General features: G+C 43.1%; 19 protein-coding genes. 9 read left to right on the top strand and 10 right to left on the bottom strand.

Annotated features, from left to right (window positions below; translation table 11 throughout):
• Nucleotides 1–336: 336 nt before the first annotated feature.
• Nucleotides 337–873 carry a gamma carbonic anhydrase family protein gene (locus tag C9J51_RS17230; RefSeq protein WP_045040484.1) on the top strand — a complete coding sequence of 179 codons (537 nt, stop codon included), beginning with the start codon at nucleotides 337–339 and terminating at the stop codon, nucleotides 871–873.
• Nucleotides 874–894: 21 nt separating this feature from the next.
• On the opposite strand, the gene C9J51_RS17225 is transcribed toward C9J51_RS17230, so the two are convergent.
• The 4 genes from C9J51_RS17225 to tsaC form a co-directional block, all read right to left on the bottom strand.
• Entirely contained in the window at nucleotides 895–1,161 is a 267-nt protein-coding gene (locus tag C9J51_RS17225) for a DUF1488 family protein (RefSeq protein ID WP_045037177.1), read from the bottom strand.
• A 7-nt stretch (nucleotides 1,162–1,168) separates the two neighbouring features.
• A complete protein-coding gene (gene aroE / locus C9J51_RS17220) occupies nucleotides 1,169–1,990 on the bottom strand; it encodes a shikimate dehydrogenase (RefSeq protein WP_045040483.1) in 822 nt (273 codons plus the stop codon).
• Between the two features lie 80 nt (nucleotides 1,991–2,070).
• Nucleotides 2,071–2,991 (bottom strand): oxygen-dependent coproporphyrinogen oxidase, encoded by a 921-nt coding sequence (hemF, locus tag C9J51_RS17215; RefSeq protein ID WP_045040482.1) that lies wholly within the window; start codon nucleotides 2,989–2,991, stop codon nucleotides 2,071–2,073.
• A 3-nt stretch (nucleotides 2,992–2,994) separates the two neighbouring features.
• A complete protein-coding gene (tsaC, locus tag C9J51_RS17210; protein WP_045037245.1) occupies nucleotides 2,995–3,552 on the bottom strand; it encodes an L-threonylcarbamoyladenylate synthase type 1 TsaC in 558 nt (185 codons plus the stop codon).
• A gap of 194 nt (nucleotides 3,553–3,746) precedes the next feature.
• Here tsaC and purE point away from each other — a divergent pair, with 194 nt between their 5' ends.
• Nucleotides 3,747–4,235 carry a 5-(carboxyamino)imidazole ribonucleotide mutase gene (gene purE / locus C9J51_RS17205; protein ID WP_045037180.1) on the top strand — a complete coding sequence of 163 codons (489 nt, stop codon included), beginning with the start codon at nucleotides 3,747–3,749 and terminating at the stop codon, nucleotides 4,233–4,235.
• Complete coding sequence (locus C9J51_RS17200) at nucleotides 4,235–5,353, top strand: 5-(carboxyamino)imidazole ribonucleotide synthase (protein WP_045040481.1); 1,119 nt, start codon at nucleotides 4,235–4,237, stop codon at nucleotides 5,351–5,353. The genes purE and C9J51_RS17200 overlap by 1 nt, the downstream gene beginning before the upstream one ends.
• 64 nt (nucleotides 5,354–5,417) lie before the next feature.
• Here the strand turns inward: C9J51_RS17200 and C9J51_RS17195 are convergent, their stop codons facing one another.
• The 4 genes from C9J51_RS17195 to C9J51_RS17180 are packed head-to-tail and all read right to left on the bottom strand — an operon-like array spanning nucleotide 5,418 to nucleotide 8,633.
• Nucleotides 5,418–5,978: a DNA topoisomerase family protein gene (locus C9J51_RS17195; protein ID WP_045037182.1), complete on the bottom strand. Its 561-nt coding sequence runs from the start codon at nucleotides 5,976–5,978 to the stop codon at nucleotides 5,418–5,420.
• Between the two features lie 2 nt (nucleotides 5,979–5,980).
• Nucleotides 5,981–6,454, bottom strand: coding sequence for a DUF494 family protein (locus C9J51_RS17190; RefSeq protein ID WP_045037183.1), 474 nt, complete (start codon nucleotides 6,452–6,454; stop codon nucleotides 5,981–5,983).
• 2 nt (nucleotides 6,455–6,456) lie between these two features.
• Nucleotides 6,457–7,557: a DNA-processing protein DprA gene (gene dprA / locus C9J51_RS17185; protein ID WP_045037184.1), complete on the bottom strand. Its 1,101-nt coding sequence runs from the start codon at nucleotides 7,555–7,557 to the stop codon at nucleotides 6,457–6,459.
• Between the two features lie 5 nt (nucleotides 7,558–7,562).
• A complete protein-coding gene (locus tag C9J51_RS17180; RefSeq protein WP_045040480.1) occupies nucleotides 7,563–8,633 on the bottom strand; it encodes a LysM peptidoglycan-binding domain-containing protein in 1,071 nt (356 codons plus the stop codon).
• 348 nt (nucleotides 8,634–8,981) lie between these two features.
• Between C9J51_RS17180 and def the strand changes: the two genes are divergently transcribed.
• The 5 genes from def (at nucleotide 8,982) to C9J51_RS17155 (ending at nucleotide 14,772) form a co-directional block, all read left to right on the top strand.
• Nucleotides 8,982–9,482 carry a peptide deformylase gene (gene def / locus C9J51_RS17175; RefSeq protein ID WP_045037186.1) on the top strand — a complete coding sequence of 167 codons (501 nt, stop codon included), beginning with the start codon at nucleotides 8,982–8,984 and terminating at the stop codon, nucleotides 9,480–9,482.
• A gap of 24 nt (nucleotides 9,483–9,506) precedes the next feature.
• The gene (gene fmt, locus C9J51_RS17170; protein ID WP_045040479.1) at nucleotides 9,507–10,451 is read left to right on the top strand and encodes a methionyl-tRNA formyltransferase; all 945 of its coding nucleotides are present in this window, start codon (nucleotides 9,507–9,509) and stop codon (nucleotides 10,449–10,451) included.
• An 85-nt stretch (nucleotides 10,452–10,536) separates the two neighbouring features.
• Nucleotides 10,537–11,817: a 16S rRNA (cytosine(967)-C(5))-methyltransferase RsmB gene (rsmB, locus tag C9J51_RS17165; RefSeq protein ID WP_045040478.1), complete on the top strand. Its 1,281-nt coding sequence runs from the start codon at nucleotides 10,537–10,539 to the stop codon at nucleotides 11,815–11,817.
• 126 nt (nucleotides 11,818–11,943) lie between these two features.
• A complete protein-coding gene (gene trkA / locus C9J51_RS17160; RefSeq protein WP_045040477.1) occupies nucleotides 11,944–13,320 on the top strand; it encodes a Trk system potassium transporter TrkA in 1,377 nt (458 codons plus the stop codon).
• Between the two features lie 6 nt (nucleotides 13,321–13,326).
• The gene (locus C9J51_RS17155; RefSeq protein ID WP_045037190.1) at nucleotides 13,327–14,772 is read left to right on the top strand and encodes a TrkH family potassium uptake protein; all 1,446 of its coding nucleotides are present in this window, start codon (nucleotides 13,327–13,329) and stop codon (nucleotides 14,770–14,772) included.
• Nucleotides 14,773–14,851: 79 nt separating this feature from the next.
• Here C9J51_RS17155 and trhA read toward each other — a convergent pair whose 3' ends face one another.
• Together trhA and C9J51_RS17145 are read right to left on the bottom strand one after the other, a co-directional pair.
• Nucleotides 14,852–15,508, bottom strand: a complete 657-nt coding sequence (gene trhA, locus C9J51_RS17150) for a PAQR family membrane homeostasis protein TrhA (RefSeq protein ID WP_045037191.1) — start codon at nucleotides 15,506–15,508, stop codon at nucleotides 14,852–14,854.
• A 156-nt stretch (nucleotides 15,509–15,664) separates the two neighbouring features.
• Entirely contained in the window at nucleotides 15,665–16,342 is a 678-nt protein-coding gene (locus C9J51_RS17145) for a FadR/GntR family transcriptional regulator (RefSeq protein WP_045040476.1), read from the bottom strand.
• Between the two features lie 345 nt (nucleotides 16,343–16,687).
• Here C9J51_RS17145 and C9J51_RS17140 point away from each other — a divergent pair, with 345 nt between their 5' ends.
• A complete protein-coding gene (locus C9J51_RS17140; protein ID WP_045037193.1) occupies nucleotides 16,688–16,888 on the top strand; it encodes a hypothetical protein in 201 nt (66 codons plus the stop codon).
• Nucleotides 16,889–17,027: the final 139 nt, after the last annotated feature.

Here is a 17,027-nt window from a genome sequence, read left to right as displayed (position 1 = left end):
CAAAATAATCTTCTCTATAAATAGATTGGGTCATTTTGTATTGGTCACTCAGTTTATTGATAAATCTTTCGACTTAACTATTCAGTGAGTGCCCACACAGATTGCATGGTCAAATTGTTAAAGAACATACTGATTTCGTTGCTAGCCAATGGCTTGCTCCGTGTCAGTGAGGTCGTAGTATAGAGAGTTCGATCACATTAGCAAGGGATAAATTGCAATAAATTTGTCATATTTGTCCGAATGTCCAAATAACGATCAACCCCTAATGTTTTGGTTGTTAATCACACGAAAGTTTCGTTATGGTGGAAAAATAACTTCGTTCAGATAAGCCTTCTTATGTCATTCTCTCTTCGCTATTATCAAAATCACACGCCACAGCTTGCCGATAATGTCTATATAGATACTACAGCGGTCGTTATCGGTAAGGTTAACATCGGAACAGACAGTAGTTTATGGCCTTTGGTTGTTGCTCGTGGGGATGTTAATCACATTCATATTGGCCAACGCAGTAATATTCAAGATGGTTCAATACTTCACGTTAGTCGAGTTAGCACTACAAACCCTAATGGATATCCACTAATTATAGGTAATGATGTAACGGTGGGTCATAAAGCGATGTTACATGGCTGCAAGATTGAAGATCGTGTCTTAATCGGTATGGGAACCATTATTTTAGATGGTGCCATTATTGAGCATGATGTCATTATTGGAGCGGGCAGTTTAGTACCGCCAAAGAAGCAGCTTTGTTCTGGCTTCCTTTATATAGGAAGCCCAGTTAAACAAATCCGCCCATTAACAGCGGTAGAGTTAATGTCATTAACTCAATCCGCAATTAATTATGTGCACTTAAAAGATGAATACCTTAACGGATGATTACATCTGATCACGGCGATGCTATTCATTAACAATGATATCACCATTATCATTAAAATCTTCATTATCAATCATTGCTTCTGCAATATCTTCAATATCAAATCGATATTCAATAAAGGTCGCAATGATATCTTCTGGCGTCGATAATGCTTGCTCACTTTGTTGTTGTAGCCATGATAATGGCAACCAGCAATTGATCAGTGCGCCACCTTGCTGGGCTGGAAAGTGAATCGCTTGCTGATCTGAGTGCCAAGTTTGAATATCAGCAAATAATATATTTTGGTTCATGTGATTTTTACTCTTGTAAAAGGCGTCTTAATTCACGTTGTACTTGTTTAGCGCCTGGGCGTAATCCTCGCCACAACATAAAACTCTCTGCGGCTTGCCCAACTAACATTCCTAAACCATCAATTGTTTTAAGCGCGTTTTGTTGTTGCGCCCATTGATTAAAAGCCGTAACGCTGGAACCGTAGACCATATCATAACAACAAGTCTGTTGACCGATAACAGATGTTGGCACGGCTGGCACATGACCACTCAAACTCGCTGACGTTGAATTAATCACCACGTCAAAACTCTGCTCACCTAAAGCATCAAAAGATAACGCTTCAACATCACCATGTTCAGCAAATAATGTGGCTAACTGTTGGGCTTTGGTCAAGGTGCGGTTAGTTATAATGAGTGTCTGTGGCTGCTGGGCTAATAAAGGTAGAATCACCCCTCGTGCAGCGCCGCCAGCACCGATTAATAAAATACGTTTATCTTTCAGTGCGACCTGTTGGTGCAATAAATCTTGCACCAAGCCTTCACCATCCGTGTTATCACCTAATACACCACCATCATCTAAACGTTTTAGCGTGTTTACTGCGCCCGCTAATTGAGCCCTTTGCGTAAGTCGGGTCGCGTACTCAAAGGCTTGCTCTTTAAACGGCACCGTAATATTACAACCTTTACCACCCTCAGAAAAAAAAGCATCCATTGCAGTTACAAAGCCATCAAGTGCCACTAACTGACTACAGTATTCCATCTTCTGGCTGGTTTGACGGGCAAAAAGGGTATGAATGAAAGGGGATTTACTGTGATTGATGGGATTGCCCACCACGATATATTTGTCCATAGTCCATTACTCAAATAAAAGGGCCGATATATCGACCCTACCACTGGATGAAATAACTGCCAAACATTGCTGTTGCCAATTTACCATTCTCGAGGATGAAGGTAATCACGACTCAAACGTGCTTCTGCGGCATCAGGATCGGGGTGATAACAATATTCCCAACGCGCTAAAGGTGGCATCGACATTAAGATCGATTCGGTACGACCGCCGCTTTGCAAACCAAACAGGGTACCGCGATCATACACTAAGTTAAATTCAACATAGCGCCCACGACGATAAAGCTGAAATTCACGCTCGCGCTCGCCATAAGGTAACCCATACCGTTGAGCAACAATCGGTACATAAGCATCAATAAAACCATTACCGACCGCTTGAGTATAAGCAAAGCTTTTTTCAAAACCCCATTGGTTGAGATCATCAAAAAACAGTCCACCGATACCGCGGGTTTCATCACGATGAGGTAAAAAGAAATATTTATCACACCATGCTTTGTGTTGTGCATAGACATCATCACCAAACGGCGCACAAATCGCTTTCGCGGTATCATGCCAATGCTGACAATCGTCATCAAACGGATAAAACGGAGTTAAATCAAACCCACCACCAAACCACCATACAGGTGCTTCACCGTCTTTTTCTGCAATGAAAAAACGCACATTAGCATGGGATGTCGGCACATAAGGATTATGAGGATGAATCACTAATGATACCCCCATCGCCTCAAACCGTCGTCCAGCAAGTTCCGGACGATGCGCTGTCGCAGAAACTGGCATCTCATCACCATAGACATGAGAGAAATTAACGCCGGCTTGTTCAAACACTGCACCATTACGTAATACGCGACTACGACCTCCGCCACCTTGCTCACGTTGCCATTGATCTTGTTCAAACTCAGCACCGTTATCTTGTTGTGCTAATACCTGACAAATGGTGTCTTGTAATTGGAGCAGGAATGTTTTTACAGCGTTCTTATTAATATCTATCTGGTTACGATCAATCATTGATTACCCCTGACGGAAAATATTACCCGTTTGGGCATCACGAATTTCAGAAGGATTATTGCGTCCGCCCGTCTCACCATTCAATATTGCAGCGAGCTTATCCCCCAACTGTTGTTCTACATCTGCCACAGTACGCCCCGGCTCAAGTCCGGTTAAATTAGCGCTGGTTGAAGTTATTGGCTTACCGAATTCACGGCATAGTTGCTGAACTAACGGATGCGCGGTAACACGAACGGCAATGGTAGAAAACTGACCCGTTAAAAAAACAGGGATGTTGGCTTTAGTTGGCATTACCCAAGTGACTGGTCCTGGCCACGAGGCTAACACCGCTTGCTTTTGTTGCGGTGTTAATTGGCTATCGTCGATATACGGCAATAACTGCTCATAATCAGCAGCAATTAAGATCAAACCTTTTTCCATTGGGCGTTGTTTCAGTGCCAATAGTTTATTAACGGCCTGTTGATTATCAGGATCACAACCGACACCAAACACCGCTTCTGTTGGATAACCAATTACTTGACCTTGCTTTAGCGCTGTAACCACTTGCGTAATATTTGCCACAAATTCCCCTGTTTTGTATTCAGCTGATATTCTATTTTTAGTTATGGTAATCATCATACCGACACATACGGAACAACACCATTGAAGGTTAATCATAGCGTAACTTTCGCTACGCAAACGTTTTCCTTTGAGTTAAATCACCGTATAATGGCGAAAATTACACTTTAGTTGTTCATTACCTATAGGAGATTGGAATGAAAGTTGGAATTATCATGGGATCAAAATCTGATTGGCCAACCATGCAACATGCAGCAGAAATGCTGAAGCGTTTTAATGTTGCTTACGAAACTAAAGTGGTTTCAGCTCACCGTACTCCTCATTTATTAGCGGAATACGCTGAAACAGCACGCAGTCGTGGCATCAATGTCATTATTGCTGGTGCTGGCGGGGCGGCACATTTACCCGGTATGACTGCCGCATTTACCAGTTTGCCCGTCCTTGGCGTTCCTATTCAATCTCGCGCTTTAAAAGGTATGGATTCATTATTATCGATTGTGCAAATGCCTAAAGGTATTGCTGTAGGGACACTCGCGATTGGTGAAGCGGGTGCCGCTAATGCTGGTTTATTAGCAGCTCAAATCATTGCGACACATAACCCAGAAGTTTTAGCCGCAGTAGAAGCGTTCCGTCAACAACAAACAGATACCGTACTTGATAACCCAAATCCGGCTGAGGATGCATAATGAATCAAGTATTGGTCCTTGGCGCTGGGCAACTGGCACGAATGATGGCGTTAGCCGGAGCACCACTGAATATTGATGTCATCGCCTATGATGTTGTCAGCACTAATGTTGTACACCCTCTCACTCAACAGTGCCAATCACTCTCACTGATTGAAGCAATTGCTGCTGTCGATGTGATCACCGCCGAGTTTGAACTTATACCCACAGATATTTTATCGCTCTGCGCCGCGAGTGGTAAATTTAAGCCTCACCCAGAAGCCATAAAAGCCGGCGGCGATCGTCGTATCGAAAAAACCTTATTGGATCTCGCGAAAGTTGCTAATGCACCGCACCATATCATTAATACTCGCACCGATTTAGACGCAGCAATCACCACGCTGGGCCTACCGATGGTATTAAAAACAGCACTCGGTGGTTATGACGGTAAAGGTCAATGGCGCTTAAAAACCCGCGATCAAATTGAATCAGTATGGGCCGAAATGGCGCACTGCATTGCTGTGACTAATAACCAAGCGATTGTGGCAGAAAAATTTATTGGTTTTGATCGCGAAGTGTCTTTAATTGGTGTCCGTAATGCCAATGGTGATGTTAAAACCTATGCCCTCAGTGAAAATGTACACACTGACGGCGTACTCAGCTTATCAACAGCCATTGTTGGCGATACCATCCTGCAACAACAAGCACAGCAGATGTTTACCGCAGTTGCTGAACAACTCAATTATATAGGTGTGCTGGCACTGGAGTTTTTTGAAGTGAATGGTGCGTTGTTAGTCAATGAAATAGCACCTCGCGTTCATAATTCAGGACATTGGACTCAGCAAGGAGCACAAACCTGTCAATTTGAGAACCATCTGCGTGCAGTGTGTGATTTACCATTGGGTGGTACTGCACTCATTCGTCCGAGTGCGATGATTAATATTTTAGGTCAAGATAGTGTGCCACGGGCAGTATTAGCATTAGAAAGTTGCCACGTACATTGGTACGGCAAAGAAAAGCGAGCGGGACGTAAAATGGGGCATATCAATGTTTGCGCGACCACTCCAGAACAACTGCAATATCAATTAATGTTGTTAGGCCAAATATTATCGCAACAATATTTCCCGACATTACCACGCTAAATACCACTCACAAAAAACGCCTGCATCGTAATGCAGGCGTTTTTAATGTTATTCAATGTAACCACTATTTTTCAGCATTCTGATAAGCATTACATTTGCGATCAGCACACTGTAATTTAATACCACTGGCTAATTTTTTTTCTATCAACAACCCAAAACCACACTGCTGACACACACCAACAATCGGCTTATTGTTGACAGCAAAGCGGCATTGCGGATATTTATCACACGCATAAAACAGTTTGCCATAGCGTGATTTACGCTCAACTAAGTGCCCTTGATGACACTCAGGACAATCAATATGGGTTTGTTGCGGTTTTTTTTCTGGTGATGCAAGGTAATGGCACTCGGGGTATGCCGAACACCCAATGAACATGCCATAACGACCTTGGCGTAATACCAACGGTTGTGCGCATTCAGGGCAAGGCATATCTAACTGTTTAACAATATGACCATCATTTTGTTTTAGTGGCTGAATATAATCACACTCAGGGTAATGATCACAGCCTAAAAATGGACCATGCTTACCAAATCGCATCACGAGATCAGCCCCACATTGCGGGCATGATTGATGTTGTAACGCTTGTTCATGGGCAGAAAATAATGAATCATTATGAGTTGTCATTATTAATGTAGACCTCCATCTTCTGCACCATATAATAATTCTTCGACTTGATCATATGCAGCTTCGTTTCCTGGGGCATTAAATAACACCATCAGAATAATCCACTTTAGATCATCAAGTACAAACTCTTGAGTATCGAGTTCCATCACCCGATCAATCACCATTTCACGAGTATCAGTATTTAATACATCGATTTGCTCAAGATAAAGTAGAAAACCACGACAAGCCGTATCCATCCGCAACATTTCATCAGCGGTATAGATGCGCATCGATGTTATCGCACTGTGGTTAACATACGGTGTATCTTCTGTTTCTTGTAAAGCAGCCAGTTTTTCAAGCCACTCTAATGACTTATAAATATCATCCTGATGAAAACCTGCACGTAACAGCTCTTCAGAGAGTTCGTCTTGATCCACTAACAGCTCTGCTTCACTTTGAATATAGGTTTCAAATAGATACATAAGAATATCCATCATAACTAGCCCCTCCTCGTTCTGATATAACCACCGGGCACTGCAGTCACCCAACCAGACAGTTCTAATTCTAATAATTGCGGTAAAATTTGGTGGATGGGTTGTTTACAACGTTCAGCAACGACATCTACGGGTGTTGCCTCGGTGCCTACGTTAGCCAACAGTGCAGGAAATGGCAATTCTTCATTTTCCTTCGTTGCTAAAGGCACACCTATTTGATTACTTATTGCACATTCTGTCAGACTTCCTACCTCGTCATAAATATCAGCAGGACTTTCTACCAGTTTAGCACCTGATTTAATCAGCGCATTACAGCCACGACTGGCGGGATTATGAATCGAACCTGGCAACGCAAAAACCTCTCGTCCTTGCTCTAGAGCATAACGCGCCGTGATCAGTGAACCACTTTTTTGCGCGGCCTCAATCACCAATACTCCCGTTGATAAACCACTAATGATGCGATTACGCCGCGGAAAGTTTTGCGGTCGCGGTTGTTCATTAGGCCAAAACTCTGACACCAATGCGCCCTGTTCAGCAATACTGGCAGCCAATGAACGATGCCGCGCAGGATAAATTTGATCCAGCCCTGAACCTAATACCGCAATGGTTAATCCTCCAGCTTGCAACGCGCCTTGGTGCGCTTGACCATCAATCCCTAACGCTAAGCCACTCGTTACCACATAATTATTGGTCGCTAATGCTTTTGAAAAATGAAACGCGGATTCACGGCCGTCAATCGATGCGGAACGACTACCAATCACTGCAATTTGAGGTGCGCCTAAACAGGCAATATCTCCGCGAACAAATAATATCGGTGGCGGGGAAGCAATTTGTTTTAATAGATGGGGATAATGCGGTGAATCGAGGGTCAATATATGTTGTTGCGGAGCGCGTTGCCATTGTAGCGCTAACTGTAACCGCGCTTGATTCGAATGATGTAAAGCCTGTATTTGTTTCGCCGTTAAACCACATTGTTGTAATTGTTCAGTCGTCATTACCACTAGCTGTGATGGACTCGCATGAGAGAGTAAACGCTGAATACGGCTGCCACCAAGAGAGGGAACAGCCGCAAGTTGTAACCATGCAATAAGCTCAGTGTCTGTCATAACCACTATAAGCGCGGGGCTTGAGCAACCACGCCGGGCTTAAACGGTTGCTGGTTATTAAGCACTACCGCCAAACTAAAATACTCATAAGGACGTAATACCATTGCCTGCGCGACGGCCACCGTTCCTAATTGGGTACTCTCCGTTAATAAGGTGCTATTTTTATAATGATATTGACCTTTTTTACCTTGTACCTGAGCCCCTTGTTTAAATAGCTCAAATACTTGTCCAGCAACCATGCCATCCAGATGACCACGATCCAATACCACTACATCGTAATTAGAGATATAGCTGTAGCCACTAATTTGTCCTAATACGGTCGCGGATAATGATGCTGGCGGAGTGGCGGGAGCAAAAGACATGTCAGCTTGACCATCAATACCTAATAAAGGTAATAAAATATCATTCGGCATAATTTCTTGCTGAAAATCATCAACTTTCAACTGACTCATCGCACCATCACTTGTGATAACAGTAACGTCAGCAATCTCTTTCAACGTTGAGATGGTGGCTTTAATCGCAGAGTTAGCGACGTTATCTTTACTATCATCACGATCAAAATCTTGTTCTAAGCGATAAACTCGCCACTGACTGGTCGGAACCAATGACTGATCAGCCCACAACACATCACCAACAGAAATATAACCACGATCTTCACTGGTACCCATAATTTGTGGTTGGGTTGTCACGGCTTCAGCACTGATCAACTTATCTTGAGCCACATACGCCAACATTAAATAACCTGGCAACGAAGTAATCGGTTGACGTACAACCCGCATCTCAGGTGATAATTTAAGTTGTTTTTTAAGGCTTAACTGTGGTTTACCATTCACCCAAATAAGGTGTAACCGATCACCAGGATAAATTAAATGCGGGTTTTTTATATAACTGTTTTTTTGCCATAACTGCGGCCATGACCAAGGGTTATCTAGGAATACAGCCGAAATATCCCATAATGTATCTCCTTTTTTAACCACATAAATTTCAGGATGACTATTTTTTAGCTGTGGCTGTGATGCGGCAAACAACGACGGCATAAAAAGAATAAAACTAACGATAATAACCCATTGCCTCATGTGATCCGTTCCTTCGATTGCACAAGTAGCGACCTAGCGATAATAAAATAATCACTCATATTGACCGAGGTTGGCATTAGCCTTTTGATATGTCGACTGTTTAACTATTGCCACCCAGCGCTTTTCGGCTTATATCACTATTTAATAACCACTGTTACATCAAAGACGCTTTAACTTTGCGAACAGCTAACATTAATTTTTTCAGCTTAAGTCGTCTCAATTTTATTACTCTAATATCAGTTAACTATTGCCTCTCGCATTAGGTACTGTTATTTAAGTGCTAAAATGACTAGAATTAGACCAACAACGCTGTATCTTTCTAGTAACCGTTAACGAATTCGAGCCCTTATGTCGCTATTGCCAGTTTTAATCTTTCCAGATGACCGTCTACGTACTGTAGCCAAGCCCGTTGCGGCGATTACGCCACAAATTCAGCAGATCATTGATGACATGCTTGAAACCATGTATGAAGAAGAAGGTATCGGCCTTGCGGCAACTCAAGTCGATATTCATCAACAAATTGTGGTTATTGATGTGTCTGAGCAACGCGATCAACCCATGGTGCTAATCAACCCTGAAATTACCTCTGCTCATGGCGATGAAGGCATTGAAGAAGGATGTCTTTCAGTACCAAGTGCCCGTGGTTTTGTTCCTCGCGCAGCAGTCGTCACTGTTTCAGCATTGGATCGTAACGGCAACCCGATCACTTTTGAAGCTGATGACCTACTCGCTATTTGCATTCAACACGAATTAGATCACCTTGCCGGTAAACTGTTTGTTGATTACTTATCGCCACTGAAGCGCCAACGCATTAAAAGCAAATTAGAAAAACTAAAGCGTTCACTCTAACAACATCCACCATTCGAGGTTATCTTGAGTAAACCATTACGTATTATTTTCGCAGGTACGCCTGACTTCGCCGCCCGTCATTTGGCGGCGTTATTGTCTTCACAGCATCAAGTTGTTGCGGTTTATACCCAGCCCGATCGCCCAGCAGGTCGCGGCAAAAAACTTACCGCAAGCCCGGTCAAAAATATCGCTGTAGAACACGATATTCCGGTATTCCAACCCGCCTCGTTACGTAACCCAGAAGCTCAACAACAACTGGCTGCCATTGATGCAGATATCATGGTTGTTGTGGCTTATGGTTTATTATTGCCTCAAGAAGTACTTGATACACCACCACTCGGTTGTATTAATGTTCATGGTTCAATTTTGCCACGCTGGCGCGGCGCTGCACCGATTCAACGTTCAATTTGGGCGGGCGATAAAGAAACTGGTGTCACTATCATGCAAATGGATATCGGCCTTGATACGGGTGACATGTTACAAGTCACTACCTTACCGATCACAGCCACTGATACTAGTGCCACCATGTATGACAAACTGGCAGATCTTGGTCCTGATGCATTGATTAATTGCTTAACCGATATTGCAAATGGCACTGCGGTTGCGACCAAACAAGATGACGCCCAAGCAAACTACGCTAAGAAATTAACCAAAGAAGAAGCCCAAATAGATTGGACCATGGACGCAACAGCCATTGAGCGTTGTGTACGTGCTTTCAATCCATGGCCCATGAGTCACTTCACAGTTGCTGAGCAAACAATCAAAGTATGGCAAACCCGTGTTGAAGATGACAATCAAGGCCAATTACCAGGTACGATTTTAGCGGCAGATAAACACGGTATCGTGGTCGCAACAGCACAGGGTGCATTGCGTCTATTATCACTGCAACCCCCAGGTAAAAAAGCCATGTCAGTCGCGGACTTATTAAACTCGCGTCGAGAATGGTTTCAAATCGGTACTCAACTTTAAACATCAAGGCCAGAGTTAAGTCTCTGGCTTTTCTTTTTCAGATTAACCACGTAGCGCCAGCACCAACGGCGCTCAGGAAACAGCTATGAATGTAAGAGCCGCTGCGGCCAAAGTAATTTATCAGGTCGTCGATCAAGGACAGTCATTGTCTGCCGCGCTACCGTTAGCGCAGCAGAATATCAAAGAACGCGATCACGCTTTATTGCAGGAAATCTGCTATGGCGTATTACGCTGGCTACCTCGATTAGAGTCAATTACGAACGCATTAATGGACAAGCCTCTAAAGGGTAAACAACGGGTTTTCCATCATCTAATTTTAGTTGGCTTATATCAACTAGGTTATATGCGTATTCCTGCTCATGCTGCGGTTGCTGAAACAGTTGATGCCACTAAAACCCTTAAGAAAACCCAGTTACGTGGTTTAATTAATGCCGTTTTACGTAGCTACCAACGCCAAAAAGACGCGCTTGATGAGCAAGCGGTAAGTCATGACGCGGGTAAATATGGTCATCCAAGCTGGTTATTGAAATTACTTAAAGCGAGCTACCCTGATGACTACGCCGCCATCTGTGAAGCTAATAACACTAAAGCGCCAATGTGGTTACGAGTAAACAGTCACCATCATGATCGTGACAGTTACCGCGCCTTATTAGACGCTGAAGGTATTGCCACTGAATTACACCCACAAGCGGCAGATGCATTACGCTTAATTTCACCGTGCGATGTCACTAAACTGCCGGGCTTTAGCGATGGTTGGGTATCGGTACAAGATGCCGCAGCACAATTGGCGGTTGATTATTTACAACCGCAAGCGGGTGAGTTAATTCTTGATTGTTGTGCCGCCCCAGGTGGTAAAACAGTGCATATCATGGAGCGTGTACCCTCAGCACAAGTGGTTGCGATTGACTGTGACGAGAATCGTCTTAAACGTGTGCATGAAAACCTTGAGCGTTTAAACCTAACCGCCCAAGTCTTATGTGCTGATGCGCGCTACCCTGAACAATGGTGGGATGGCGAAAAATTTGATCGTATTTTGCTGGATGCACCTTGCTCTGCAACGGGTGTTATTCGTCGTCACCCTGATATTAAGTGGTTACGTCGCGGCGAAGATATCGCGGCGCTGGCATTGCTACAGGCTGAGATTTTTGATGCAATGTGGTTACAACTAAAACCCGGTGGTACTTTGGTTTATGCGACTTGCTCAATCACACCTCAAGAAAACTGTGATCAAGTAAAAGCCTTCTTAAGTCGTACTGCTGATGCCATCTTAATCGATAGCGATCCAGCCACTCCCGGACGTCAAATATTACCTGGTGAAGAGTCGATGGATGGTTTTTACTATGCAGTATTAACCAAAGCAAACTAAGAAAAATTACTAACAAGAGCGGAACTTGGCTTCAAGATTCCGCTTTTTAGTCTCTTTTATACGCCACTCACTGTCGATTTTATGGCACAGTGACTATTAGTTGGCATTACTCATCAGGCATAGGCTATGAAAATTATCATTCTCGGTGCTGGACAAGTTGGCGGCACTCTTGCTGAAAACCTTGTTGGCGAGAATAACGATATAACTATCGTTGATAAGAACCCTGAACGTCTTCGTGAACTGCAAGATAAATACGATCTACGGGTTGTACAAGGCTTCGCAAGCCACCCGCAAACATTACGTGATGCCGGTGCGCAAGATGCTGATATGTTAGTTGCAGTAACCAACTCTGACGAAACAAATATGATCGCGTGCCAAATCGCGTTCTCATTATTTAACACCCCTAATCGTGTTGCTCGTATTCGTTCACCTGAATATTTACGTGAAAAAGAACAGTTATTTCAATCAGACGCCGTACCCGTTGATCACCTGATTGCACCAGAAGAATTAGTGACCGATTACATTGAACGCTTAATTGAATACCCGGGCGCATTACAAGTGGTGAGCTTTGCTGAAGAAAAAGTCGGCTTAGTGGCAGTAAAAGCGTATTACGGTGGCCCATTGGTAGGCAACGCATTATCAGCACTGCGCGAACACATGCCGCACATTGACACCCGTGTGGCAGCCATATTCCGTCAAGGCCAACCGATTCGCCCCCAAGGTACCACCATTATAGAAGCGGACGATGAAGTGTTCTTTGTCGCAGCAAGTAACCATATTCGTTCGGTAATGAGTGAATTGCAGCGATTAGAAAAACCGTATAAACGATTAATGATTGTTGGTGGTGGTAATGTCGGTGCAGGCTTAGCTCGACGCTTAGAAAAAAATTACAGTGTTAAATTAATCGAACACAATCAACAACGCGCTGAAAATTTATCGGAAATGCTACAAGATACTATCGTCTTTTGTGGAGATGCTTCCGATCAAGAATTACTCAGCGAAGAACATATCGAACAAATTGATGTGTTTATTGCGGTTACCAATGATGATGAAGCCAATATCATGTCAGCAATGCTGGCTAAACGCTTAGGTGCGAAAAAGGTAATGGTATTGATCCAACGGGGCGCGTATGTGGATTTAGTCCAGGGCGGTACCATTGATATTGCCATCTCACCTCAGCAAGCAACTATTTCCGCGTTGCTAACCCATGTTCGTAAGGCTGATATCGTTAACGTATCATCACTACGTCGCGGCGCTGCTGAAGCCATTGAAGCCATTGCTCATGGTGACGCTAGCACCTCTAAAGTGGTTGGCCGAGCTATCAGTGATATCAAACTTCCTCCCGGCACGACCATTGGCGCAGTCGTACGAGGAGAAGAGGTACTTATTGCTCACGATCGCACCATGATTGAGCAAAATGACCACGTAGTTATGTTCTTAGTTGATAAGAAATATATTCCAGACGTTGAACGTCTTTTCCAACCGAGCCCCTTCTTTCTGTAACTGCTTATGGTTAATTTACGTCCAATATTATTTGTACTCGGACTGGTGCTATCTAAAATAGCCCTGTTTATGTATGTACCCACTTTGGTGGCCTTTTTTACTGGCACCGAAGGTTTCATGGATTTCGCAACAGCAGTGATTATCACTCACTCCGTGGCATTCTTGTTACTTTCTTACGGTAAAACTGACGAGTTTAAGCTCAGTGTACGGGATATGTTCCTGATCACCACTTTAGTGTGGACTGTTGCCAGTGCGTTTGCGGCGCTGCCATTTGTGTTCATTAATCACATCAGTTTTACCGATGCGTATTTTGAAACCATGTCAGGCATCACCACCACGGGCTCAACGGTATTAAGCGGTCTCGATCAAATGGCACCCAGTATTTTACTGTGGCGCTCAACGTTGCAATGGTTGGGTGGTGTCGGATTTATTGTGATGGGGGTAGCTATTTTACCGATGCTTAATGTCGGTGGCATGCGACTCTTTCAAACAGAATCGTCAGACTGGTCAGATAAAAGCTCACCCCGCACTAAAAGTGTCGCTAAAAATATCATCAACGTTTATTTGATTTTAACTGTGTTATGTATCATCGCGTTTATGTTCGCAGGCATGAATACCTTTGATGCGATTAACCACGCTTTTACGACGCTTTCAACGGGGGGTTATTCAACCTCTGACGGTTCAATGAATCACTTTTCACACAGCGCACAATGGGTAGCAACCTTCTTTATGTTTGCTGGCGGGTTACCGTTCTTATTGTTTGTCCAAGCATTAAGGAAGCGCCATCCTCGCACCTTGTTTGGTGATGCACAAGTAAAGGGCTATACCTTATTTGTGGTGGTTGCGAGTTTAATTGTTGCGGCCTGTTTAATCTTTAATAAAGGTTATTCCGTCCTTGATGCAATGCGATTGTCATTTTTTAATATCATTTCAGTGGTTACCACAACCGGCTTTGGCCTGGGCGACTTTACTGCTTGGGGTCCATTACCGACCATTATTTTTGCGTTTACATTATTAGTTGGTGCTTGTTCTGGCTCAACCAGTGGTGGTATTAAAATCTTCCGCTTCCAAATTGCCTTTGCGCTATTACGTAAGCACATCATGCAATCTATTCACCCATCAGCGCTGTTCATTCAACGTTATAACGGTCGCCCAGTTACCGATGATATCGTCCGTTCAGTGGTGGCATTGGTGTTTACTTTTATCATGACCATTATTGTGATTGCGGCAGTATTAGCATTACAAGGTTTAGATCCAATCACCAGTATTACGGGTGCTGTTACCGCAGTTGCTAACGTCGGTCCAGGAATGGGGACCGTGATTGGTCCAACAGGTAACTTTGCCAGCTTACCGGATTTATCAAAATGGACGTTAAGTTTAGGTATGCTAATGGGACGCTTGGAAATATTAACTGTGTTAGTGGTTTTTGCTCCCGCTTTTTGGCGTGATTAATATTCGAAATTAAAGCCTAAAAAAACAAAAAGAGAGCGCGAAGCGCTCTCTTTTTTTGAATAGAATTTACGACGATTCGCTACGGTTTAATATAAAAATAAATCGCACAAAAATGACAAATTGAACCACCTAAAACAAACAAATGCCAAATAGCATGGTTATACGGAATCCGTTTATTAACGTAAAACACCACCCCTAAAGAGTAAATCACACCGCCGAGCCCTAATAGCACAAGTCCACCGGGCGCTAATGATATCGCTAATTGGTAAATGACAATCACTGATGCCCATCCCATCGCCAGATACATCCATAGCGACAATTTTTTAAAACGATGGATAAAAATAATTTTAGCGATAATACCCAGCAGCGCAAATATCCATAATATCACCATTAACCCTAGCGCTAATGGCGTCCGCAACGCAATCAATAGAAACGGGGTATAGGTGCCAGCGATTAATAAATAAATCGCACAATGGTCAAAAATTTTTAGGGGCTTTTTAGCCGCTACATTTGGAATTGCATGGTACAGGGTTGAAGCGAGGTACAATAAAATCATACTCACGCCATAAACAATATAACTGACAATACTTAATGTATCTGCTTGCAATGAAAAAGCTTTATCTAGCAACAAATACAGACCAAACACTGAAAACAACAGCCCAAGACCGTGACTAACACTATTCGCGACTTCTTCCGTTGTTGAATAACCTAGTTCACGTTTGATCACATTACTCATGGTTTATATATCCCAAAAGACACTTAATTCAATAGTTATTATTTTTCAGCTTACACTTGTAAGCTTAAATTAAGCAACTTTTTGTTAGTCACTTTACGCAGGTTTTATCATTGATAAAAAAAAGGAGCCATTTGGCTCCGTTGTATCATTTATCAACTATTGTAATAACTCTAACGTTGCTTGACGGGCAACATCTGGATCACGACCTAAAATACCATCAACAATTCGTTGATGGACATCAAGCTTCATCACTTGCTCACGGGTAACAACGCGAAAATAATTTTCAAACACCGCTTTAAACAAGTTTCCAAATGGGCTAATAAAATGATTACCTGAAGAAAAATACACTAACTGGTGAAAGCGGGTATCAATTTCAATCCAGCGTTCTTGATCAAAGTTATCTTTCATCTGGTGCATTTGCTGCATCAATTGTTCAAACTCAAGCCGATCTTCTACTGTCGCATGCTCAGCGGCTAATGCTGCGGCTTCGGGCTCTAGCGTTAAACGTACTTTTTGATACTCCACAATCAATTGTGAATCTGCATCAAAATCTAACCAAGCTAACAAATCTTGATCAAGATAATTCCAATTTTTCTTTGGCATTACTCGTGTGCCAATGCGCGGACGTGGCAACACCATGCCTTTCGCTGCTAACATTTTTATGGCTTCACGTACGGCAGTGCGACTTACGCCATACATTTCACCTAACTCAACTTCACCCGGTAAAATACCGCCAGGGGCAGGATCGCCAATTAATATACGACGACCAATAGACTCTGCTAATCGGTAAGATAAGTTACGATTGGCAACAATACGTTGCTGCTCCTGCTCCATAGATCCTCTCCCAAGGCTTCTGTTGTGCCACTGACTAGCGCTAAAGAGGGTAATCCCTAAATACCAATCACTGCCGTAACCTTTATTTCGATAAAGGTCGAACGACACGGTGCATCAAGGACTCTATTATTGCAATAGTTACTATGGAAACAACGTAATAATTAAATATTAGCATTTTATTGCTTATTTTATGCTCGACTTTTAATAATCTGGTTGCTATCCTCTGCGCGATTCGATTAATAACCAAGCAATAGTCTGGTGGATGGGTTCTACCCAGCAGGGAGTTTTCCCTTCAGAGATATTTTTAATTTTTTGGCCATGGATGAGCCTGACAATAGGTGACATATGCGCCCAGCATCCCCCGTCAGGTATGCAAGTACCCCACGAAGTCCATCACGTTTACGTGCCAGTTCCCACGCACCCCACTTTAAGGTTAACACAAACAAAACGCCAACAACTGACGTCCATTTAACCACGGCAGAAGCACAATTAGATCAGCAACAAATATTGCCAGAACTGACGATCAACCAACAGCAACAACGTTAGCCCTAATATTAAGCAGCTCTGGCTGCTTTTTTATTAATATTATTTTGGCACAAGACATACATTGTAACCGAGCAGGGTTTGTTATAATTTATCCGCACTAAAATAATGATAATACAGTCGTATAACGATTGATTCAGCC

The sequence above is a fragment of the Photobacterium iliopiscarium genome (genome assembly GCF_003026395.1).
Classification (GTDB): domain Bacteria; phylum Pseudomonadota; class Gammaproteobacteria; order Enterobacterales; family Vibrionaceae; genus Photobacterium; species Photobacterium iliopiscarium.
Note: the sequence above shows the minus strand (reverse complement) of the source record. Positions and strands in the feature narration are given on the sequence as shown.